The organism is Acinetobacter sp. ANC 4216 (assembly GCF_004331195.1).
Lineage (GTDB): Bacteria > Pseudomonadota > Gammaproteobacteria > Pseudomonadales > Moraxellaceae > Acinetobacter > Acinetobacter kookii.
Window position 1 is genome coordinate 155,251 of the sequence record NZ_SJOC01000006.1, and the last position, 16,930, is coordinate 172,180.

17 protein-coding genes are annotated in these 16,930 nt (G+C 42.1%); 8 read left to right on the forward strand and 9 right to left on the reverse strand.

The genetic code is table 11. The features are described 5' to 3' along the window. Positions 1–485: 485 nt before the first annotated feature. Positions 486–779 carry a hypothetical protein gene (locus tag E0H88_RS06665; protein WP_131273560.1) on the reverse strand — a complete coding sequence of 98 codons (294 nt, stop codon included), beginning with the start codon at positions 777–779 and terminating at the stop codon, positions 486–488. A gap of 529 nt (positions 780–1,308) precedes the next feature. Continuing rightward, the gene (gene tyrS / locus E0H88_RS06670; RefSeq protein ID WP_165493288.1) at positions 1,309–2,541 is read right to left on the reverse strand and encodes a tyrosine--tRNA ligase; all 1,233 of its coding nucleotides are present in this window, start codon (positions 2,539–2,541) and stop codon (positions 1,309–1,311) included. Between the two features lie 63 nt (positions 2,542–2,604). Here tyrS and E0H88_RS06675 point away from each other — a divergent pair, with 63 nt between their 5' ends. After that, positions 2,605–3,732 carry an anhydro-N-acetylmuramic acid kinase gene (locus tag E0H88_RS06675; RefSeq protein WP_131273561.1) on the forward strand — a complete coding sequence of 376 codons (1,128 nt, stop codon included), beginning with the start codon at positions 2,605–2,607 and terminating at the stop codon, positions 3,730–3,732. Positions 3,733–3,819: 87 nt separating this feature from the next. On the opposite strand, the gene E0H88_RS06680 is transcribed toward E0H88_RS06675, so the two are convergent. From E0H88_RS06680 to E0H88_RS06700, 5 genes are all read right to left on the reverse strand, one after another. Further along, entirely contained in the window at positions 3,820–4,566 is a 747-nt protein-coding gene (locus tag E0H88_RS06680) for an IS5 family transposase (protein ID WP_131273562.1), read from the reverse strand. 104 nt (positions 4,567–4,670) lie between these two features. After that, a complete protein-coding gene (locus E0H88_RS06685; RefSeq protein ID WP_131273563.1) occupies positions 4,671–5,957 on the reverse strand; it encodes a lytic murein transglycosylase in 1,287 nt (428 codons plus the stop codon). A gap of 663 nt (positions 5,958–6,620) precedes the next feature. Next, complete coding sequence (locus E0H88_RS06690) at positions 6,621–7,742, reverse strand: 5-(carboxyamino)imidazole ribonucleotide synthase (RefSeq protein ID WP_131273564.1); 1,122 nt, start codon at positions 7,740–7,742, stop codon at positions 6,621–6,623. Positions 7,743–7,769: 27 nt separating this feature from the next. Then, positions 7,770–8,282 carry a 5-(carboxyamino)imidazole ribonucleotide mutase gene (gene purE / locus E0H88_RS06695; protein WP_131273565.1) on the reverse strand — a complete coding sequence of 171 codons (513 nt, stop codon included), beginning with the start codon at positions 8,280–8,282 and terminating at the stop codon, positions 7,770–7,772. A 179-nt stretch (positions 8,283–8,461) separates the two neighbouring features. Beyond that, positions 8,462–8,800 (reverse strand): DMT family protein, encoded by a 339-nt coding sequence (locus E0H88_RS06700; RefSeq protein ID WP_092820924.1) that lies wholly within the window; start codon positions 8,798–8,800, stop codon positions 8,462–8,464. A gap of 256 nt (positions 8,801–9,056) precedes the next feature. On the opposite strand from E0H88_RS06700, the gene mpl reads away from it, so the two are divergent. Continuing rightward, positions 9,057–10,421 carry a UDP-N-acetylmuramate:L-alanyl-gamma-D-glutamyl-meso-diaminopimelate ligase gene (gene mpl / locus E0H88_RS06705; protein ID WP_131273566.1) on the forward strand — a complete coding sequence of 455 codons (1,365 nt, stop codon included), beginning with the start codon at positions 9,057–9,059 and terminating at the stop codon, positions 10,419–10,421. 41 nt (positions 10,422–10,462) lie between these two features. Here the strand turns inward: mpl and E0H88_RS06710 are convergent, their stop codons facing one another. After that, on the reverse strand, positions 10,463–10,936 hold the full coding sequence (locus E0H88_RS06710; protein WP_131273567.1) for a BLUF domain-containing protein: 474 nt from the start codon (positions 10,934–10,936) through the stop codon (positions 10,463–10,465). Positions 10,937–11,154: 218 nt separating this feature from the next. On the opposite strand from E0H88_RS06710, the gene E0H88_RS06715 reads away from it, so the two are divergent. From E0H88_RS06715 to E0H88_RS16210, 3 genes are all read left to right on the forward strand, one after another. Continuing rightward, positions 11,155–11,487, forward strand: a complete 333-nt coding sequence (locus E0H88_RS06715; RefSeq protein ID WP_131273568.1) for a hypothetical protein — start codon at positions 11,155–11,157, stop codon at positions 11,485–11,487. A 358-nt stretch (positions 11,488–11,845) separates the two neighbouring features. Further along, positions 11,846–12,610, forward strand: a complete 765-nt coding sequence (locus tag E0H88_RS06720; RefSeq protein WP_286364008.1) for an alcohol dehydrogenase catalytic domain-containing protein — start codon at positions 11,846–11,848, stop codon at positions 12,608–12,610. Continuing rightward, positions 12,552–12,932, forward strand: coding sequence for a zinc-binding dehydrogenase (locus E0H88_RS16210; RefSeq protein WP_286364009.1), 381 nt, complete (start codon positions 12,552–12,554; stop codon positions 12,930–12,932). Before E0H88_RS06720 ends, E0H88_RS16210 begins: the two co-directional genes overlap by 59 nt. Before the next feature lie 53 nt (positions 12,933–12,985). Here E0H88_RS16210 and E0H88_RS06725 read toward each other — a convergent pair whose 3' ends face one another. Further along, complete coding sequence (locus tag E0H88_RS06725) at positions 12,986–13,270, reverse strand: GNAT family N-acetyltransferase (protein ID WP_131273569.1); 285 nt, start codon at positions 13,268–13,270, stop codon at positions 12,986–12,988. A gap of 378 nt (positions 13,271–13,648) precedes the next feature. On the opposite strand from E0H88_RS06725, the gene E0H88_RS06730 reads away from it, so the two are divergent. The 3 genes from E0H88_RS06730 (at position 13,649) to hpt (ending at position 16,888) form a co-directional block, all read left to right on the forward strand. Next, entirely contained in the window at positions 13,649–14,605 is a 957-nt protein-coding gene (locus E0H88_RS06730) for a TerC family protein (protein WP_131273570.1), read from the forward strand. A 216-nt stretch (positions 14,606–14,821) separates the two neighbouring features. After that, positions 14,822–16,159: a guanine deaminase gene (gene guaD / locus E0H88_RS06735; RefSeq protein ID WP_131273571.1), complete on the forward strand. Its 1,338-nt coding sequence runs from the start codon at positions 14,822–14,824 to the stop codon at positions 16,157–16,159. A gap of 201 nt (positions 16,160–16,360) precedes the next feature. Beyond that, positions 16,361–16,888 (forward strand): hypoxanthine phosphoribosyltransferase, encoded by a 528-nt coding sequence (gene hpt / locus E0H88_RS06740; RefSeq protein WP_092820932.1) that lies wholly within the window; start codon positions 16,361–16,363, stop codon positions 16,886–16,888. Positions 16,889–16,930 lie beyond the last annotated feature (42 nt).

Sequence of the window (16,930 nt, forward strand, 5' to 3'; positions counted from 1 at the left end):
CTATCTCGTCGGTATGGGGTGCATTCTAGAGGATTTCAGAATCATTGCAACCCCCAATTCACTATATTTTTCACGTATGTATCTTTTTTCTACGAATTTTATTAAAAAATCACTTTTTTATCTAAATTTTGAGCATTTTTATCAAAAAAATACCATATTCATTGCTTTTCAAATATAAATAGCTGGATTTTTTAAGACCTGATAGCTATCAAAAAATCATAAAAAATACATAAGAGCTAAAAAATGAATCTCGATCTGCAAAATTTTTCTAAATTCTCTAAACAAGATGAGCAATATTTCCTACTTTTCTATCAGACTTATAGATCGCACACCCGATTTGACGTCTACTGAATATTTTTATATTTACTTTCCCTATCCATCTAAACTTTTTAGTTAGAAAGTATCGAGCTATTTCGTGATAGCTTTATCTCCCTTACAAATAAACTCGATATTTACAGCATACCGGACAAGAATATAAACACTCATTAAGCCGCATGTTCCTGAGAGTTACACCCCACCCAGTGCCGCATTACTTCCATAATCACTTCTTTCTTGCCACTATAGTCTTCAGCAGCAAATAACAATTTAGCCCGACGTGGTAATCGTTCTTTGACCAAAGAAAACAGAAGATAGTGTGATGCAAGATCTAATTGCTGAAACAGGGCTTGTGCTTGGGCAAAGGATTGTCGTTTCTGTTCAGGCGAATCGTATTCGAAAAGGAAACGTAAAATGAAATCAATTTCCTGGTCAAAAATATTTTGAGTCTGATAATGGTACATAAATAATACTTATCCTCTTTTTATAACTTTTATAGATCTTCTTTGAGACCTCATATCATGAGCATGCTGATAAGGTGATTCAATTTCAACACTTACACTGCAGTCTAACCTGTATTTTAAATAAATGAAAAATGCAGCAATTGAATATAAAGTCAAAGGAAATAACGAAAATTTGGAAATAAAAAAGGAAGAGATCTCTCCCAAAATCTCTTCCTTGGAGTTGAATCTTTATTCGATCCATCGTGTCATTATTATAGTTATCTACAAAAATTTAAAAAAGTCTCCGGGGGAAGAGACTTAAAAATTGTGGAGCTTTTCTTATAGAGTTACCCTCTAGATATGTTTTCTACACAATGTCTAGATGAATAAATCTTAAACATAAAATATGACAAAATCAAGACAATTGGAAAAATTTAAGTATTGTTTTTATAAGCTTTTTTTTGAATTTATTTATTTAAAATATTCATATACGGTACAAAAAATAAAAGCAGGATAAAGCCTGCTTTTATTTCAATGGCTTAGCACATGCTTAATCAATAAAAGTTACTTTTGCAATTGCTTTTTTACTGGCTTGAACGATCAAAGTCACGTTCTCTTTCACAGAAAAATTAGCATCAACCACATTCCAATCTACTTTAACAGCACCACGACCAATCGCATCTTTGGCTTGAGCCGCATTTTTGGTTAAACCCGCAGCACGTAAAATAGAGGTAATAAAGATTTCACCGCCAAATTCCCCACGTGAAATGGTCACCTCAGGTGTTCCTTCAGGCAATTCACCTTCAGTAATCAGGTTACCCGCACCTTTATGTGCAGTTGCCGCAGCTTCTGCACCGTGGAAACGCTCAACCAGTTCAAGCGCGAGAATCTTTTTCACTTCTTGCGGATTACGGCCTTCAGCCACTTCTTTTAACAGCTGCTGGATTTCTTCAATCGACTTGAAGCTTAACAGATCAAAATAACGCTCGATCAGAGAGTCTGGCATTGAAAGGACTTTTTGATACATCGCACCCGGTGCATCAAACACGGCAATGTAGTTACCCAAAGATTTAGACATTTTATTCACGCCATCTAAACCTTCAAGAATCGGTACCGTAATACAGACTTGTGCTTCCTGGTCATAACGACCTTGCAAAGTACGCCCCATCAACAGGTTAAAGGTCTGGTCTGTACCCCCCAGCTCCACGTCAGCATGTAATGCGACCGAGTCATAACCTTGCACCAACGGATATAAAAATTCATGGATCGCAATCGGTTGGTGGCTGTTGTAGCGTTTGGTAAAGTCATCACGCTCCAGCATACGCGCTACAGTCTGCTGTGAAGCCAGCTGGATTAAATCAGCTGCAGTTTTTTGAGCAAACCATTCAGAGTTGAATACCACCTTGGTTTTAGCCGGATCAAGAATTTTAAATACTTGTTCTTGATAGGTTTTTGCATTTTCCAACACTTTTTCACGGGACAATGGCGGACGAGTCGCGCTTTTACCTGTGGGATCGCCGATCATGGCGGTGTAGTCGCCAATCAGGAAATAAACTTCATGCCCCAAATCCTGGAACACTTTCAATTTATTAATCAGAACCGTATGACCCAAGTGCAAGTCAGGTGCAGTTGGGTCAAAACCCGCTTTAATTTTAAGCGGACGATTTTCTTTTAATTTCTTCAGAAGATCTTCTTCGGAAATAATTTCATGCGTGCCTCGTTGAATGAGGGCAAGTTGTTCTTCAGCCGGCAGGAAATTTGACATCACAAAACCCAAACACATCAGTTATTCAATTTGTGCGATATACTAACACTTTTTCAGCACATTGCAGGCTTAAGAATAATCATGACAGCGATCTATATTGGGGTAATGACCGGCACAAGCATGGATGGTGTCGATATTGTTGCTGCTTCTTTTGATCCCTTACAGCTTCACGCGACCCTCACTTTGCCTTTTGATCCCGATCTTCGTGACGAACTGATGGCACTCACCCTACCGGGCGACAATGAAATTGACCGTATGGGCAAAGCTGACGTTGCTTTAGCCACCATGATTGGTCAGGGCATTAATACACTCATTGAAAAGAACCATTTAGATCGTAGCCAAATTAAAGCCATCGGTTCGCATGGTCAAACCATCCGCCACCGCCCTGAACACGGTTTTACCCTGCAAATCGGTGATCCCAACATCATTACAGAAATGACGCAAATTCAGGTCATTTCAGATTTTCGTCGTCGCGATATGGCGGCTGGCGGTCAAGGTGCCCCACTGGTTCCTGCATTTCATCAAGCCCTGTTTCAGCATGACAGCATTCATCGTGTGATTCTGAATTTGGGCGGGATTGCCAATGTCAGCATGCTGCCTGCCGGCAAACCCGAAGCCGTTTTTGGTTTTGACACCGGTCCTGCCAACATTCTCATGGATGCCTGGTGTCACCGCTATACCGGTCAACCCTATGATGAAAATGGCAACTGGGCAGCATACGGACAACCGATTCGCAGCCTGCTGGACCGCTTGCAGGCGCATGAATTTTTCTCCAAAGAACCCCCGAAAAGTACCGGCCGTGAAGACTTCAACCTGGAATGGCTGGATGAACAGATTCTCGACTGGCGTAATGACCTAGAATATGACGAGCTAGAAGATACCCCTGAAAATGTTCAGGCAACCTTAATGAAACTCACTACCCGTGCCATTAAAAAAGCCATTTACCGTTCTGACATGGATACCGGTGAAGTCTATGTCTGCGGTGGCGGAGCCTATAACTCGAACCTGCTTGAGCAATTGCGCTGGCGTTTACGCAAACACGAATGGACAGTACAAACCACTGCCGATTTAGGACTGAACCCAACCTGGGTGGAAGCCACTGCTTTTGCATGGCTGGCGATGCGTTTTGTGAATCAGCAAAGCGGGAATCTGCCTGCAGTTACGGGTGCAGCGGGCTATCGTATTTTAGGCAGTATTACCGCAGTCTAAACATTTTTTGTTTCAAAGCTTCAGCATAGAAAAGGTCTGCATCAAGCAGACCTTTTTATCTCTATACGGTTAGGGTCTGTTGACATTTCATAATGGTAACCAAATAAATATACAGGCTAAGGCAACTGAACTTTCATAGTTTTGCTTTAGCTTGTCATATCGTGTGGCAATCCCTCTAAAATGTTTTAGCCTACAGAAGGCATTTTCTACTAAGTGCCTGATTTTATATAAATGCCAATCCATGTGATCATTATCAGATTTAGTGTTAGATTTCCTTGGGATATTCGCTTTAGTATCTGTTTCGATAATTTTTTCTCTCAATTTTTCAGAGTCATATCCCTTATCAGCACATAAAATCTCTGTCGATTCCAAATCTAATGAATCAACTAGGTTGGGTGCAATTTTTACATCATGTTTTGTCCCATCGCTCACTATAAATTTAATCGGATTCCCATGAGCATCTACGGCCAAATGTATTTTTGAGCTGTTTCCACCAATGCTTTTTGAAATGGATTGATCTTGTATGCCAGTTGCATGCTGATGAGCCCGAGCAAATGTAGCATCAATAAATACCCACTCTAAGTCAGCAGAATTAGACATTAATTCAAATATTTTTAATAACTTAGATTTTTTTGACCAACGACTAAATTTCTTAAAAATCGAATTAGAATTACCAAAATATTCAGGTAAATCACGCCAAGGACAGCCTGTTCGAATTCTATAAAGAATCGCTTCAAAAAATAATCTTAGATTCTGTTTGAGATAAATACGGAAATTAAGGAGAATAGATTTCATCTTAGACCAGTGTTGATCATTCAGCATAGTTCGAGGCATAGCGAGAAGTGAATTTGGTTTGGCGATTGAATTTTACTTTCTCGCTATTTTTTTAAACAGCAAATGTCAACAGACCCTAGTAGTTCTATACTTTACAGGATCAGTTACCTCATCAGATTTTTGGCATTTTCCTGACGAAAAGCATTCAAAATCTGTTGTCCGGCCCGTCCGGTTGGACTAAGACCCAAACGAATCTGCTCCTGACAGATCGCTTGACGGGTTTTATCCCCAATCAGGCCATCTACGCTGCCAATGTCATAACCGCGATTGATCAGGAACTGCTGAATTTCACGACGTTCTGCACGTGAGGTTCCTGCATCATCGGTAGGCCAAGCTTTACTAAAACCGCCTTGACCTTGTAAACGGTCTGACAAATGTGCAATCGCCAAGGCATAACTTTCCGCCGCGTTATAACTATATATAGCATCAAAGTTCTTGAAGACTAAAAATACCGGCCCATTTGCACCTGCAGGTGCCATAAGGCCCGCAGCAGATGACTCGCTTAAATTACCCTGAATGAGCGCTGTACCATCCGCACGCACCACACCACGACTCACCCAGCTGCTTAAAGCCTTTTTATTGCGACGGCTTTCCCCGGTAATGGACATGCCATCAGGGATTTTAACTTCAAAACCCCAAGGCATGCCGGTTTGCCAACCGCGTTTTTTCAGAAAATTTGCAGTAGATGCCAAGGCATCGGTGGTACTGGACACCAGATCACGACGACCATCGCCATCAAAATCCACCGCCAGCTCTTCATAGGTGGAGGGCATAAACTGGGTATGGCCAAATGCTCCCGCCCAGGAGCCTTTCATTTGCTGCTCGCTTAAGTCACCGCGTTGTAAAATTCGCATGGTGCTAAAGAATTCGCCACGAAAAAAACCTTGCCGACGCCCTTCACAACTTAAAGTACCCAAAGCCTGCAATAAAGGATAACTTCCAGAAATATCGCCAAAGTTACTTTCCACACCCCAAACGGCGACCACTGTTTCAGCCGGCACCCCATAAGTGGCTGCAACACGATTCAACACATCACGGTGCTGGGCTAATTTTTGTTGTCCCAACTGTACTCGCTCTTCATCCACCAGACCGGATAAATAGTCCCAAATCGGAGTCGAAAATTCAGGCTGATAATTCAATTTATCAATCACGGAATAATCGGGCACTAAATTTTGGGTATAGCGATCATAGGTAGAACCACTCACACCCGAATTCATGGCCTGAGTACGTAAATTAGCAATACATTGCTGAAAATTATTTCGTGGAGTCAAAATTTGATTTGAAGGTGTCGTGGAAGTGACTGTGACAGGTTGACCATTAATAATCAGCTCAGCATTGGCTTGAGTCATGGCAAGGAAAACTGAACCTAAAACGAAAGCTAAGCGCTGCATAGTATCCTTTACGATCTTTGAATTTAAATTATGCTTTTACCATACCACCATCAGCACATCGTTTCTGAATCAAATCGTAAATTTAAATTCATTTTCTTCATTTTAAATTCATATTTCACTTTTGAATTTAAAAATTTTATCCACAGGCTTTATTTTTAGATTTTTAAATTCAAAACACAGGCAAATATGAATTTAAATTTATTATTTTAAATTTAAAGCAAAATTTTAAATTCAAATGACTTGTGGATAAGTTAATTCCAGCTATTTTTATAGTTTTAGAAAGCGAATACTTTAAATTCAAACTCCTATTTTTCAAATTTAAAAGTTTAAATTCATTTCCCCTCAAACCATTTGAATTCATATTTTTTTAAATTCAAATGTGCGAGTTTAAATTTAAATTCATATTTTTGAATTTATTTTTATCTTTTGAATTTAAAAATTTCTGCATTGTTTTACAACAATAAAACTGAAATACAGAGCCATTCTATTTGTTTGTTTTTTATTAAGTCTATTTATAAATCATTGTACAAATAACATACAATTATTTTTACCTTGTTCCGATAAATGGCATCTTCCTCGAAAAGAGGCGCAATCATGCCCGAACTGCAGGCATAAAAAAAGCGATCGTTGGCATGACCGCTTTTTTATCATTCAAACTTGGGTTTAAATGCTCATATCTTCGCTAAGTGCCAGTGGATTCGGCAAAATTTTCGCCAATGCGCGGCATAATGCAGTCAGATCAGCACTGTCATTTGGCATCAGGGTGATATGGCCAATCTTACGGCCTTCACGCTCAGTCTTGTTGTAAAGGTGCAAATGAGCACCATTTAAAGCCAAGACATCTTCAGACTTAGGATGTTGACCAATAATATTGATCATTACCGTTGGGCGAACCACTTCAGTTGAACCCAATGGCAAGCCAGCCACCGCACGAATGTGGTTTTCAAACTGCGAGCAAACAGCACCTTCAATTGACCAGTGACCCGAGTTATGCACGCGTGGTGCCATCTCGTTGGCATACAAGCCTTTGTCAGTGACAAACAGCTCTAGCGTCAATACACCGACATAATTCAAATGATTGAGCAGGCGAGTGATGTAGTCTTGTGCAACCGGCTGTAAATCGGCGCTGTTGGGTGCCGGTACAATCGAATGCGACAAAATGCCGTTGTAGTGATGGTTTTCAGCCAATGGCCAGGTTTTCACATCACCATTTTGGCCACGTACCGCAATAATTGAAACTTCACGTGAGAAAGTCACAAAACTTTCTGCAATGAGTTCACCGGCAGGACCAAGTTCTGCCCAAGCCTGATCAATCTGATCGGCTGTACGCAGCACAAACTGACCTTTACCGTCATAACCACCACGTGAGGTTTTCAAAACGATGGGTAAACCAAGTTCTGCCACAGCAGCCTGCAAGCTCTCAAGTGAAGTAACCGCTTTATAGGGCGCTACCGGAATCTCCAGCTCATCAAACAAGGCTTTTTCAGACAGACGATGCTGGGCAATTGCCAGAGCCTGACGTGGCGGATGCAATTGTTTTTGCTGGGTTAAAACATCCACATCTTCCAGTGGGGTATTTTCAAATTCCAGGCTGAACACATCTGCACTGTGAATGAAATCTTGCAGACCATTTTCAGCTTGACTTGAGATGACCTGGCCCAAAGCTGCAGAAGGGCAATCTGTATTGGCTTCAAAGAAGGTGCATTGAATATTCAGCGGTAGAGCAGCTTGCGCCATCATACGGCCGAGTTGACCACCACCAAAAATACCGATGGTTTTATCCATAACATGTGTCCCGTTTTAAGCTTGGCTTTAGTTTTGGCCTGGAATATTTTTGCTTGCCACTTTTTCAGTTTGCGCAGCGCGGAATTCAGCAACATTTTTGGCAATGTCAGGACGTGTCAGACCTAAAATCTGTGCTGCCATAATGGCGGCATTGGTTGCACCGGCAGGACCAATTGCCAAGGTACCCACTGCAATACCGGCTGGCATTTGCACGATCGAAAGCAATGAATCTACACCGTTGAGGATTGAAGATTTCACCGGTACACCCAGAACAGGTAAATCGGTTTTTGCCGCACACATACCTGGAAGATGCGCTGCACCGCCAGCACCAGCAATAATTACCTGAATGCCACGCTCACGCGCTGTTTCCGCATATTCAAATAAACGGTCTGGAGTACGGTGTGCAGAAACAACTTCCGCTTCAAATGGGACGCCAAGCTGTTTCAGCATATTGGCAGTGTGTTCCAGAGTTGCCCAGTCAGATTGGGAACCCATGATAATTCCAACGAGAGGTTGAGTGTCTGCAGCAGCCGCATTCATTGCAAATGTTCCATAAACGAATGTAAGGAAGGATAAATCTCGACAAGAGCCAAGTTTTAAATGAATCACAAGCCCGATATTATAGACTGATTTTTCATCTCACCAAAATTTAACAGCACAAGCAGGCGGATATTTTCATTTTTTTTATAGAAATCGCTGAAAATAGGGCAGTGGCCAATTTACTGGCTACGGAATACAAAATAAATACAGCCCACCAAACAGAGACCTGCCCACACATAATCCAGTTTAAAAGGCTGTTTAAACAGAAAAATCATAAAAGGCACAAACACCAGCAAGGTCACCACTTCCTGGGTAATCTTCATTTGTCCCACGGCCCAGCCTTGTTGGGCAAGCAGGCGAGTGGCCGGAATCATAAAGCTATATTCAAGCAGGGCAATCACCCAGCCAAATAAAATTGCTTGCCAGATTGGCGCCCCATGTAAAAATTTAAGATGACCATACCAGGCCAAAGTCATAAAGCAGTTGGAAATAATTAAAAGCAGCAGGGCAAAGTACATAGTCAGTTCATCTGGAATAACTGCAAATATTTTACGTTTTTACCATAAAAAAGCATGTGATTTCCTGACTGATTTTAGCTCGGAGAAATCCCGATCCCAAAGCCTCCTAAACTACTGGATGTAATGCCGGGAATAGATACAAGAAAGACTATCTTTTCCGCAAAACCCTTGATATCGTTGCTTTCAAATTGAATAAATCATGACAACACCACCAACAACAACGTGATGTGTCTAAAAAGCAGTGGAGTTAAAACGCATGCATCTGCATATTTTGGGTATTTGTGGCACCTTTATGGGCTCGCTGGCACTCTTGGCACGTGATTTGGGACATAAGGTGACGGGTTCAGATGCAAACGTCTATCCACCCATGTCGACACAACTGGAAAATGCAGGCATCAGCTTGATGCAGGGTTATGACCGCAGTCATTTGCAGCCGCATCCGGATCTGGTCATCGTCGGTAATGCCATGAAGCGTGGCATTGATGCTGTGGAATATATGTTAAATGAGGGTTTACCGTATATTTCAGGTCCGCAATTTTTAGCCGATCATGTTTTACAAGGCAAACATGTGCTGGGTGTTGCAGGAACCCATGGTAAAACCACAACGACGACCATGCTGGCTTGGGTACTGGATCAGGCCGGTTTAAACCCGGGTTTCCTGATTGGTGGCGTACCTTTGGGTTTTAGTGAAAGTGCACGCTTAGGTGGCGGTAAATATTTCTGTGTAGAAGCCGATGAATATGATTCTGCCTTCTTCGACAAGCGTTCCAAGTTTGTACATTATCATCCTAAAACCGCAATTTTAAATAACCTTGAATTTGACCATGCCGATATCTTTGATGATCTGGCGGCGATTCAAAAACAATTCCATCATTTGGTCCGCACTATTCCAAGTGAAGGCCGCATTATTGCCCCAATTACTGAAACCAATATTGATGAAGTTCTGGACATGGGTTGCTGGACCCCTGTGGTTCGCACTTCATTGGATGCCAATGAGAAAGCATCACTTTCTGCCGAGCAACTGTCCGCAGATGGCTCGCACTTTAAAGTGCTGGAAAACGGCGTAGTTAAAGGTATCGTGAAATGGAATATGACCGGGCAGCACAGTGTGGCCAATGCCTTGGCGACCATTGCCGCAGCTGAACATGTCGGTGTATCCATTGAAACGGCATGTGAAGCACTTTCAAATTTTGGGGGTGTCAAACGCCGTATGGAATTGCTGGATACGGTGAAGGGGATTGAAGTGTATGATGACTTTGCCCATCACCCAACCGCGATTGAAACCACGTTGGACGGCGCACGCAAACGCCTGGGTGAACGTAAACTTTGGGCCATTATTGAACCGCGTTCCAATACCATGCGTATGGGTAGCCATAAAGAGGGCCTGGCGCACTCGGCACGTTTGGCCGATGAAGTGATCTGGTATCAACCGGAAGGGCTGGACTGGGATCTACAGCCCGTGATTGACGCTGCACCGAACAAAGCCGTGGTGGCACGTTCGCTGGATGACATTATTCAAACGGTGACCACAGAAGCAGGCGAGGGCGATGCTGTAGTGATTATGTCAAATGGCGGTTTTGGCGGCTTACACCAGAAACTGATTAGTGCGTTAAAAGCGTAGAGGTTGAATATTCAAAGCCCACATCATGTGGGCTTTTTTTTTTAAAAATAATTTTGATAGCCGCGGTTTTTGATGCCGACTTTGGCTTTTGTGGTATGTCCGCTTTCTTCCATTCTTAACAGTAAATCTAGAAACTGGTTGATTTGCTGATGATTCAATTGATGGGGCAAGAATTTATCTAAACCCATTTTCTTGAACAGGGTGGTGATTTTTCCATGCTGATTGACGTATTTCATCGACCATTGCTTGAAGTGAATTTCTTCAATGGCATGATCTGGAAAACGGTGGATCTGATGATGGCGAGCATCCTGACTGATCTTTGAAAATAAGCCTTCCAGCTGCTGTTTTTCACCTTCAAGACATTGAAAATAAATGCCTTCAGCATAATAAAGCACGCCATAAATATCATGTGCCTGATTAAAAGATCGTGCCGTCGCTAAAATATCGCTTAAATCCTGTAATAGATCATTGCCGGATTCAACACGACTACTGGCATAACATAATTGAATCAGCATAAAAATTCCTATTTTGACTTATGCAACTTGGTAATCGGCCGTTTTCTTTCACGGCTCAATATCCTAAGCCCATACCATAATTGATTGTTTTTTAATCAAATGTAATTTTATTCTTACATGCTCATTTGATCAGGACGGCTTAATTTTTCAATGAGATGCTATTAACTTAAAGTTAAACAAATAAAAAATAAACAATTTTCTAAAATCAGGAGATAAGCATGTTAAAAAAAGTTTTTATCATGACTGGATTATTGTGCCTTTATTTAAGCTTTATTATTGTGTTACACCGCTTCGGTGTGGAAGAAATGCTGAATATCGCAATTTCATCTTGCCTGTTGGGAATCTCGCTTAAATTTTGGGTACATCAGCATTTTTATTTAATGGTCAGTCTGGTTATTTTAGCATTGCCTTTTTTCTGGCTCGAACAGTATAAAATGCTTGAAATGATGCTGATGACAGCCTTGCTGGGCGTCACCCTGACTCACCTGGTCCAGTCCCGTAAAAAATACCAGTTAAAGTCCAAACCCTATAAATCTGTTTTAAGAGATTGATCAGTCAGATAGAACAGGCAAAATCTGTCCAATCTTTCCTGACATTTTATGAACGCCGATCAGGCTAAACCTATTGCTGTAAGCCCACAATTTCAGGCTTTGTTGAAATCACATCATTCTGTAAGCAAAGCTGTCTGAGTAATGACTTTGTCAACTACTATTGCTAGCTTAGATATACAAACTCTGCGTATTCATGCTCAATACTTCAACGTCCTATAAATACGGCAGGGCATCTGATTAACTTCTTTCTTCCTATCATCATTCAGTGTTCCTCTAATTAAATATTCTGCTTTAATTTTTTTAAAGAGGAGATTAATTTGATAGTGTGAAAGAGATGAAATAACAAAGGAATAAGCTGATGACAACAATGAAAGCAATGGTCTATTACGGCGAAAATGATATCCGCTTTGAAGAGCGCCCCATTCCCCAAATTATTAATCCCGATGATGCTGTGATCCGAGTCACCAAAACCACCATTTGCGGTACCGATTTAGGCATCTGGAAAGGTAAAAACCCTGAAATACAGGAACATGCCAAGACCCTAACCGGACAGTTTAATGGCCGTATTTTAGGTCATGAAGGTATCGGTATTGTTGAAGAAGTCGGTTCCGCAGTCAAAAAATTCAAGAAAGGCGATCGAGTCATTATCTCCTGTATTAGCCACTGCGGTATCTGTGAGAACTGTCAAAAGCAACTGTATTCCCACTGCCAGAATGGCGGAGGCTGGATTATGGGCTACATGATCGATGGTGCTCATGCGGAATATGTACGGACTCCTTTTGCCGACACTTCGCTTTACCTTTTACCTGAAGGCTTAAATGAAGATGTCGCGGTGTTTTTATCCGATGTACTGCCAACTTCACATGAAATTGGCGTGCGATATGGCAATGTGAAACCCGGTGATAGTATTGCCATTATCGGCACAGGACCAATCGGGATGGGTTGCGTGCTGACCTCACAATTCTATTCGCCTTCTGTCATTATTGCAGTCGATACGGATGATCACCGTTTGGCACTGGCCAAGGAATTGGGTGCAACCCATACCATCAATTCAGCTCAAGAAGATGCCATTCAGCGCATTTTGGACATTACCGAGGGTAGGGGGCGTAGATTGCGCCATTGAAGCCGTAGGTGCAGAACCCACCTGGAATATTTGTCAAAATGTGGTGAAAGAAGGCGGGCATCTGGCCAATGTGGGGGTCCATGGCAAGTCGGTCAATTTTGAAATCAATAAGTTATGGATTAAAAACTTGACCATTACCACGGGTCTGGTGAATGCCAATACTACAGACATGCTCCTCAAAACCTGCTGTTCCGGAAAATTGCCTATGGAAAAACTGGCATCACATCATTTTAAATTTGCTGAATTTGAGAAAGCTTATGATGTGTTTAAACATGCCGCAGACCAGAAGGCCATGAAAGTCATTATTGATCTGGATCAGTAGGTTCAAAACATAAAAAGCCCAAAAAATTGGGCTTTTTAAATCACTTTATAAACTTAGGCGACAACGTCTGCCAAACTCTGATCACGTTTAAATATCACATCGACATAAGAACAGGTGGGCACAATTTTCAATCGTTTTTGACGGGCAAATTCAACTAAAACATCTAGCAATTTTCGTGCTACGCCTTGGCCACGCAAACAATCATCCACCCAAGTATGGTTGGCGATAATTTTATGCTCACCAGTCCAGATATAAGTGATTTCCGCAATTCGTTGACCTGCATCATTCAAAGTAAAAAATTCACCTTGTTGGCCATTATCGTGGTGTTGAAACTGCATCGCTAGTCCTCACTTTTTATTTGACTGAAACCAGAATACGTTAAAAGTAGATTATTTTAAAATATTTGGAATAGATAAAATTTGCACAATTCACATAAATATGCGATTCTTCAGCTACATTTGGATGAAATCCAAAAAAAAATTAAGTTGAACAAGGGGAGTAGCCTCCTCCAGACCTGATCTTTTAATCTTACTCAAAGATCAGGTGTCAGAATATCGTCATTACACTTTGCAAAAAGTCGGTATCTGAGCATTTGAATTTACAAAATATAGATATTCAGATGTAGGCAAGACCTTGATCATGTTGACAGAGATTTTTAAATCATCTGGCAACAGGTCAAGGTTTTTTATGGCCAGTTGTCAGATGTGGAGATTTTTATGGAATCCATTGGCAACCCTGGATTGTACCTGGCCTTTTTTGCGATGATAGCAGTCATGCTGATTATCGACTTTATTGGTTTTAAACACACCGAAGACCAGCCCGTTAAAGTGAAGGTAGCCGCCTATTGGAGTGTGGCCTGGGTTACTGCTTCAGTCCTGTTTGCAGGCGGTTTATGGCTATATTTGCAGCAAACTGCAAGTGTGGCCTTAGCCAATCAAAAAACCATGGAGTTTTTTGCGGGTTATCTGTTAGAGAAATCGCTGGCGATTGATAATGTATTCGTCTGGTTAATGATTTTTGCAGCCTTTGCCATCCCTCCTGCCTTACAGCGTAAAGTGCTGCTTTATGGCGTACTCGGCGCGATTGTTTTACGTACCATCTTTATCTTTATTGGCGCGTGGTTCGTGCAAGAATTCTCCTGGATTCTCTACATCTTCGGGGCCTTTTTGGTCTATACCGGCTTTAAATTCCTGAAAGGCCATGAAGATAATCCAGATATTGAAAACATTGCCCTACTCAAGTGGTTACGTAAACATATGCGTATTACGCCGCATCTGGACGGACATAACTTTTTCGTGCGTCAAAACGGCGTGTTATGGGCCACCCCCTTATTTTTAGTGCTGGTTTTGGTTGAAGGTTCCGATGTCATTTTCGCAGTCGATTCTATTCCGGCAATTTTTGCAGTCACCACCGATCCCTTTATTGTGTTAACCGCTAACCTGATGGCGATTTTAGGCTTACGTGCCATGTTCTTCTTAATGGCCGGGGCGGCCTCTAAAATGCATTACCTGCCTTATGGCCTAGGGGTTATTTTACTGTTTATCGGTTTTAAAATGCTGATGCTGGATGTGTTCCACATGCCAATCTGGATATCGCTCAGCTTTATTGTAATTGTCCTGTCCATTACCGCATGGCTGTCGATTCGCTACAACAAGCAGCAACAGCAACTTTAATTTTTCATTCAAATGACCGAGCCTTTCATCGCTGCGATGGAAGGCTTTTTTATTGCCCATCTTTCAAGCGACGAGATAGTTATCCATGCAGTTTTTCATCCTTGCGCATGCCGCTCCATGCATCGCACAGGGGAGAGCATGAAACCCATCCGATCGGGTTTAAGGGCAAAATTTCAGGTACAATCAATCGAAAAAATTCAAAATTGCAGGTTTTCAATGTCTTCTGTAGTTGCAACGACGGCGGTTCGCGGTCGCTTCCTAGATATTCAGAATACGGTTGCCCAAGCGCGTGATATTCACGACCAAGTGCGATATGTAGAAGATGGTTTACTGATTGCCGAAAATGGCAAAATTCGCTGGTTTGGTGACTGGCAAAGCGGCCAGCAGCATGTTCCGGCTGATGTTGAAGTTCATCATTATCCCGACAAGCTGATTGTGCCAGGTTTTATTGATACCCATATCCATTTCCCGCAAACCGAGATGGTCGGGGCCTATGGGGAACAGCTGCTCGAATGGCTGAATACCTATACTTTTCCGACGGAATTGCAGTTTAAAGACAAAGCTTATGCCGACAAAATCGCGCAGTTTTTTGTCCAGGAATTATTAAAAAACGGCACCACCACAGCTTTGGTTTTTTGTACAGTGCATGCGGAATCGGTCGATGCCTTATTTGCAGCCGCAGAACAGTATCAAATGCGTTTAATTGCCGGCAAAGTGATGATGGACCGTCATGCACCAGAAGATTTGTGTGACACGCCAGAGACCGCTTATCAGGACTCTAAGGCATTGATTGAAAAATGGCATGGCAAAGGCCGCAACCTGTATGCCATTACCCCACGTTTTGCACCGACCTCGACGCCAGAGCAACTGGCTAAAGCAGGGCAGCTAAAAGGGGAGTATCCCGATGTGTATGTGCATACCCATTTAAGTGAAAACAAAAATGAAATTGCCTGGGTCAAAGATTTATTTCCTGAGCAAAAAGGCTATCTGGATGTCTATCACCATTATGGTTTAACCGGGCAACGTTCGGTATTTGCCCACTGCGTACATTTAGAAGATGCCGAGTGGGACTGTATGCATGCCACCGACTCGGCCATCGCCTTTTGTCCGACCTCAAATCTATTTTTGGGCAGTGGTTTATTTCCCTTAAAAAAAACCTGGGAAAAACAGGTTAAAGTCGGTTTAGGCACAGACATTGGCGCAGGCACGTCCTTCAGTCAGCTGCAAAGCTTGAATGAAGCCTATAAAGTACAGCAGCTTCAGGGCGATAAACTCTCGGCATTCGAGTCTCTGTATCACGCGACCTTGGGCGGCGCCAAAGCCTTGGATCTGCAGGATAAACTGGGTAACTTTAACCTGGGCAAAGAAGCCGATTTTATCGTGCTGGATTTAAAAGCCACTGCATTGCAGTCACTGCGTCAGGAACGCGCCAAAGGCATTGAAGATGCCTTATTTGCCCTGATGATCATTGGCGATGACCGTAATATCCATGCCACCTATATTTATGGAGCAGCAGCCTATGTCAAAAAGTGTAGTGAAGAAAAAATCCGCTAAAAAGATCATTGTGTGGAGTGGAATTGCCCTGGTGTGTGCATTTTTACTGAAACGTGATACGGCGCAGCACAAGGCCTAATGAGATTTACAAGCGCAAAAAAGATGCATCTCTTAAACAGATGTATTAAAATTAAAATAGCTTTAGAGGTGTTGCTGGTCAACACCTTTTTTATTTTTTGATTTGCTTTTAGGTATCTCCCCATGACCGTTCATATGAGTGTGATGATCTCAACTGAAGAAATTCAAGCCAAAGTCAAAGAGCTTGGTGCAAAAATTGATGCTCACTATGCCAATAGTGACAAAGAATTGGTGCTGATTGGCTTGCTTCGCGGTTCTGTCATTTTTATGGCGGATTTATGTCGTGCAATCAGCAAGCCACATGAACTCGATTTTATGACCGTATCCAGTTACGGTGGCGGTACGGTTTCAAGCCGTGACGTCAAAATTCTAAAAGATTTGGACGGCGAAATTCGCGGTAAAGATGTGCTGATTGTGGAAGATATTATCGACTCTGGTAATACCCTGAGCAAAGTTCTGGAAATCTTGAGCACTCGCGGTCCCAACTCTATTGAACTGTGTACGCTTATCAGCAAACCCTCACGCCGTGAAATTGAACTTGAAGTGAAATTCCTGGGCTTTGAAGTGGAAGATAAATTTATTGTCGGTTATGGCCTGGACTATGATCAAAAATATCGCCATATTCCATTTATTGGTGAAATTGGTTTATAAGACTAAGCAAAGATACTTAAAGTGGCCGAAGGCCACTTTTTT

Bases quoted from the DNA above. Each gene is read 5' to 3' on its own strand.
- E0H88_RS16210 (WP_286364009.1), top strand. From the start codon at position 12,552: ATGCCATTCAGCGCATTTTGGACATTACCGAGGGTAGGGGGCGTAGAT.
- E0H88_RS06685 (WP_131273563.1), bottom strand. From the start codon at position 5,957: ATGCAGCGCTTAGCTTTCGTTTTAGGTTCAGTTTTCCTTGCCATGACT.
- E0H88_RS06700 (WP_092820924.1), bottom strand. From the start codon at position 8,800: ATGTACTTTGCCCTGCTGCTTTTAATTATTTCCAACTGCTTTATGACT.
- E0H88_RS06725 (WP_131273569.1), bottom strand. From the start codon at position 13,270: ATGCAGTTTCAACACCACGATAATGGCCAACAAGGTGAATTTTTTACT.
- purE (WP_131273565.1), bottom strand. From the start codon at position 8,282: ATGAATGCGGCTGCTGCAGACACTCAACCTCTCGTTGGAATTATCATG.
- E0H88_RS06680 (WP_131273562.1), bottom strand. From the start codon at position 4,566: ATGCCTCGAACTATGCTGAATGATCAACACTGGTCTAAGATGAAATCT.
- guaD (WP_131273571.1), top strand. From the start codon at position 14,822: ATGTCTTCTGTAGTTGCAACGACGGCGGTTCGCGGTCGCTTCCTAGAT.
- E0H88_RS06720 (WP_286364008.1), top strand. From the start codon at position 11,846: ATGACAACAATGAAAGCAATGGTCTATTACGGCGAAAATGATATCCGC.
- E0H88_RS06730 (WP_131273570.1), top strand. From the start codon at position 13,649: ATGGAATCCATTGGCAACCCTGGATTGTACCTGGCCTTTTTTGCGATG.
- E0H88_RS06690 (WP_131273564.1), bottom strand. From the start codon at position 7,742: ATGGATAAAACCATCGGTATTTTTGGTGGTGGTCAACTCGGCCGTATG.
- E0H88_RS06675 (WP_131273561.1), top strand. From the start codon at position 2,605: ATGACAGCGATCTATATTGGGGTAATGACCGGCACAAGCATGGATGGT.
- E0H88_RS06715 (WP_131273568.1), top strand. From the start codon at position 11,155: ATGTTAAAAAAAGTTTTTATCATGACTGGATTATTGTGCCTTTATTTA.
- E0H88_RS06665 (WP_131273560.1), bottom strand. From the start codon at position 779: ATGTACCATTATCAGACTCAAAATATTTTTGACCAGGAAATTGATTTC.
- E0H88_RS06710 (WP_131273567.1), bottom strand. From the start codon at position 10,936: ATGCTGATTCAATTATGTTATGCCAGTAGTCGTGTTGAATCCGGCAAT.
- hpt (WP_092820932.1), top strand. From the start codon at position 16,361: ATGACCGTTCATATGAGTGTGATGATCTCAACTGAAGAAATTCAAGCC.
- mpl (WP_131273566.1), top strand. From the start codon at position 9,057: ATGCATCTGCATATTTTGGGTATTTGTGGCACCTTTATGGGCTCGCTG.
- tyrS (WP_165493288.1), bottom strand. From the start codon at position 2,541: ATGTGTTTGGGTTTTGTGATGTCAAATTTCCTGCCGGCTGAAGAACAA.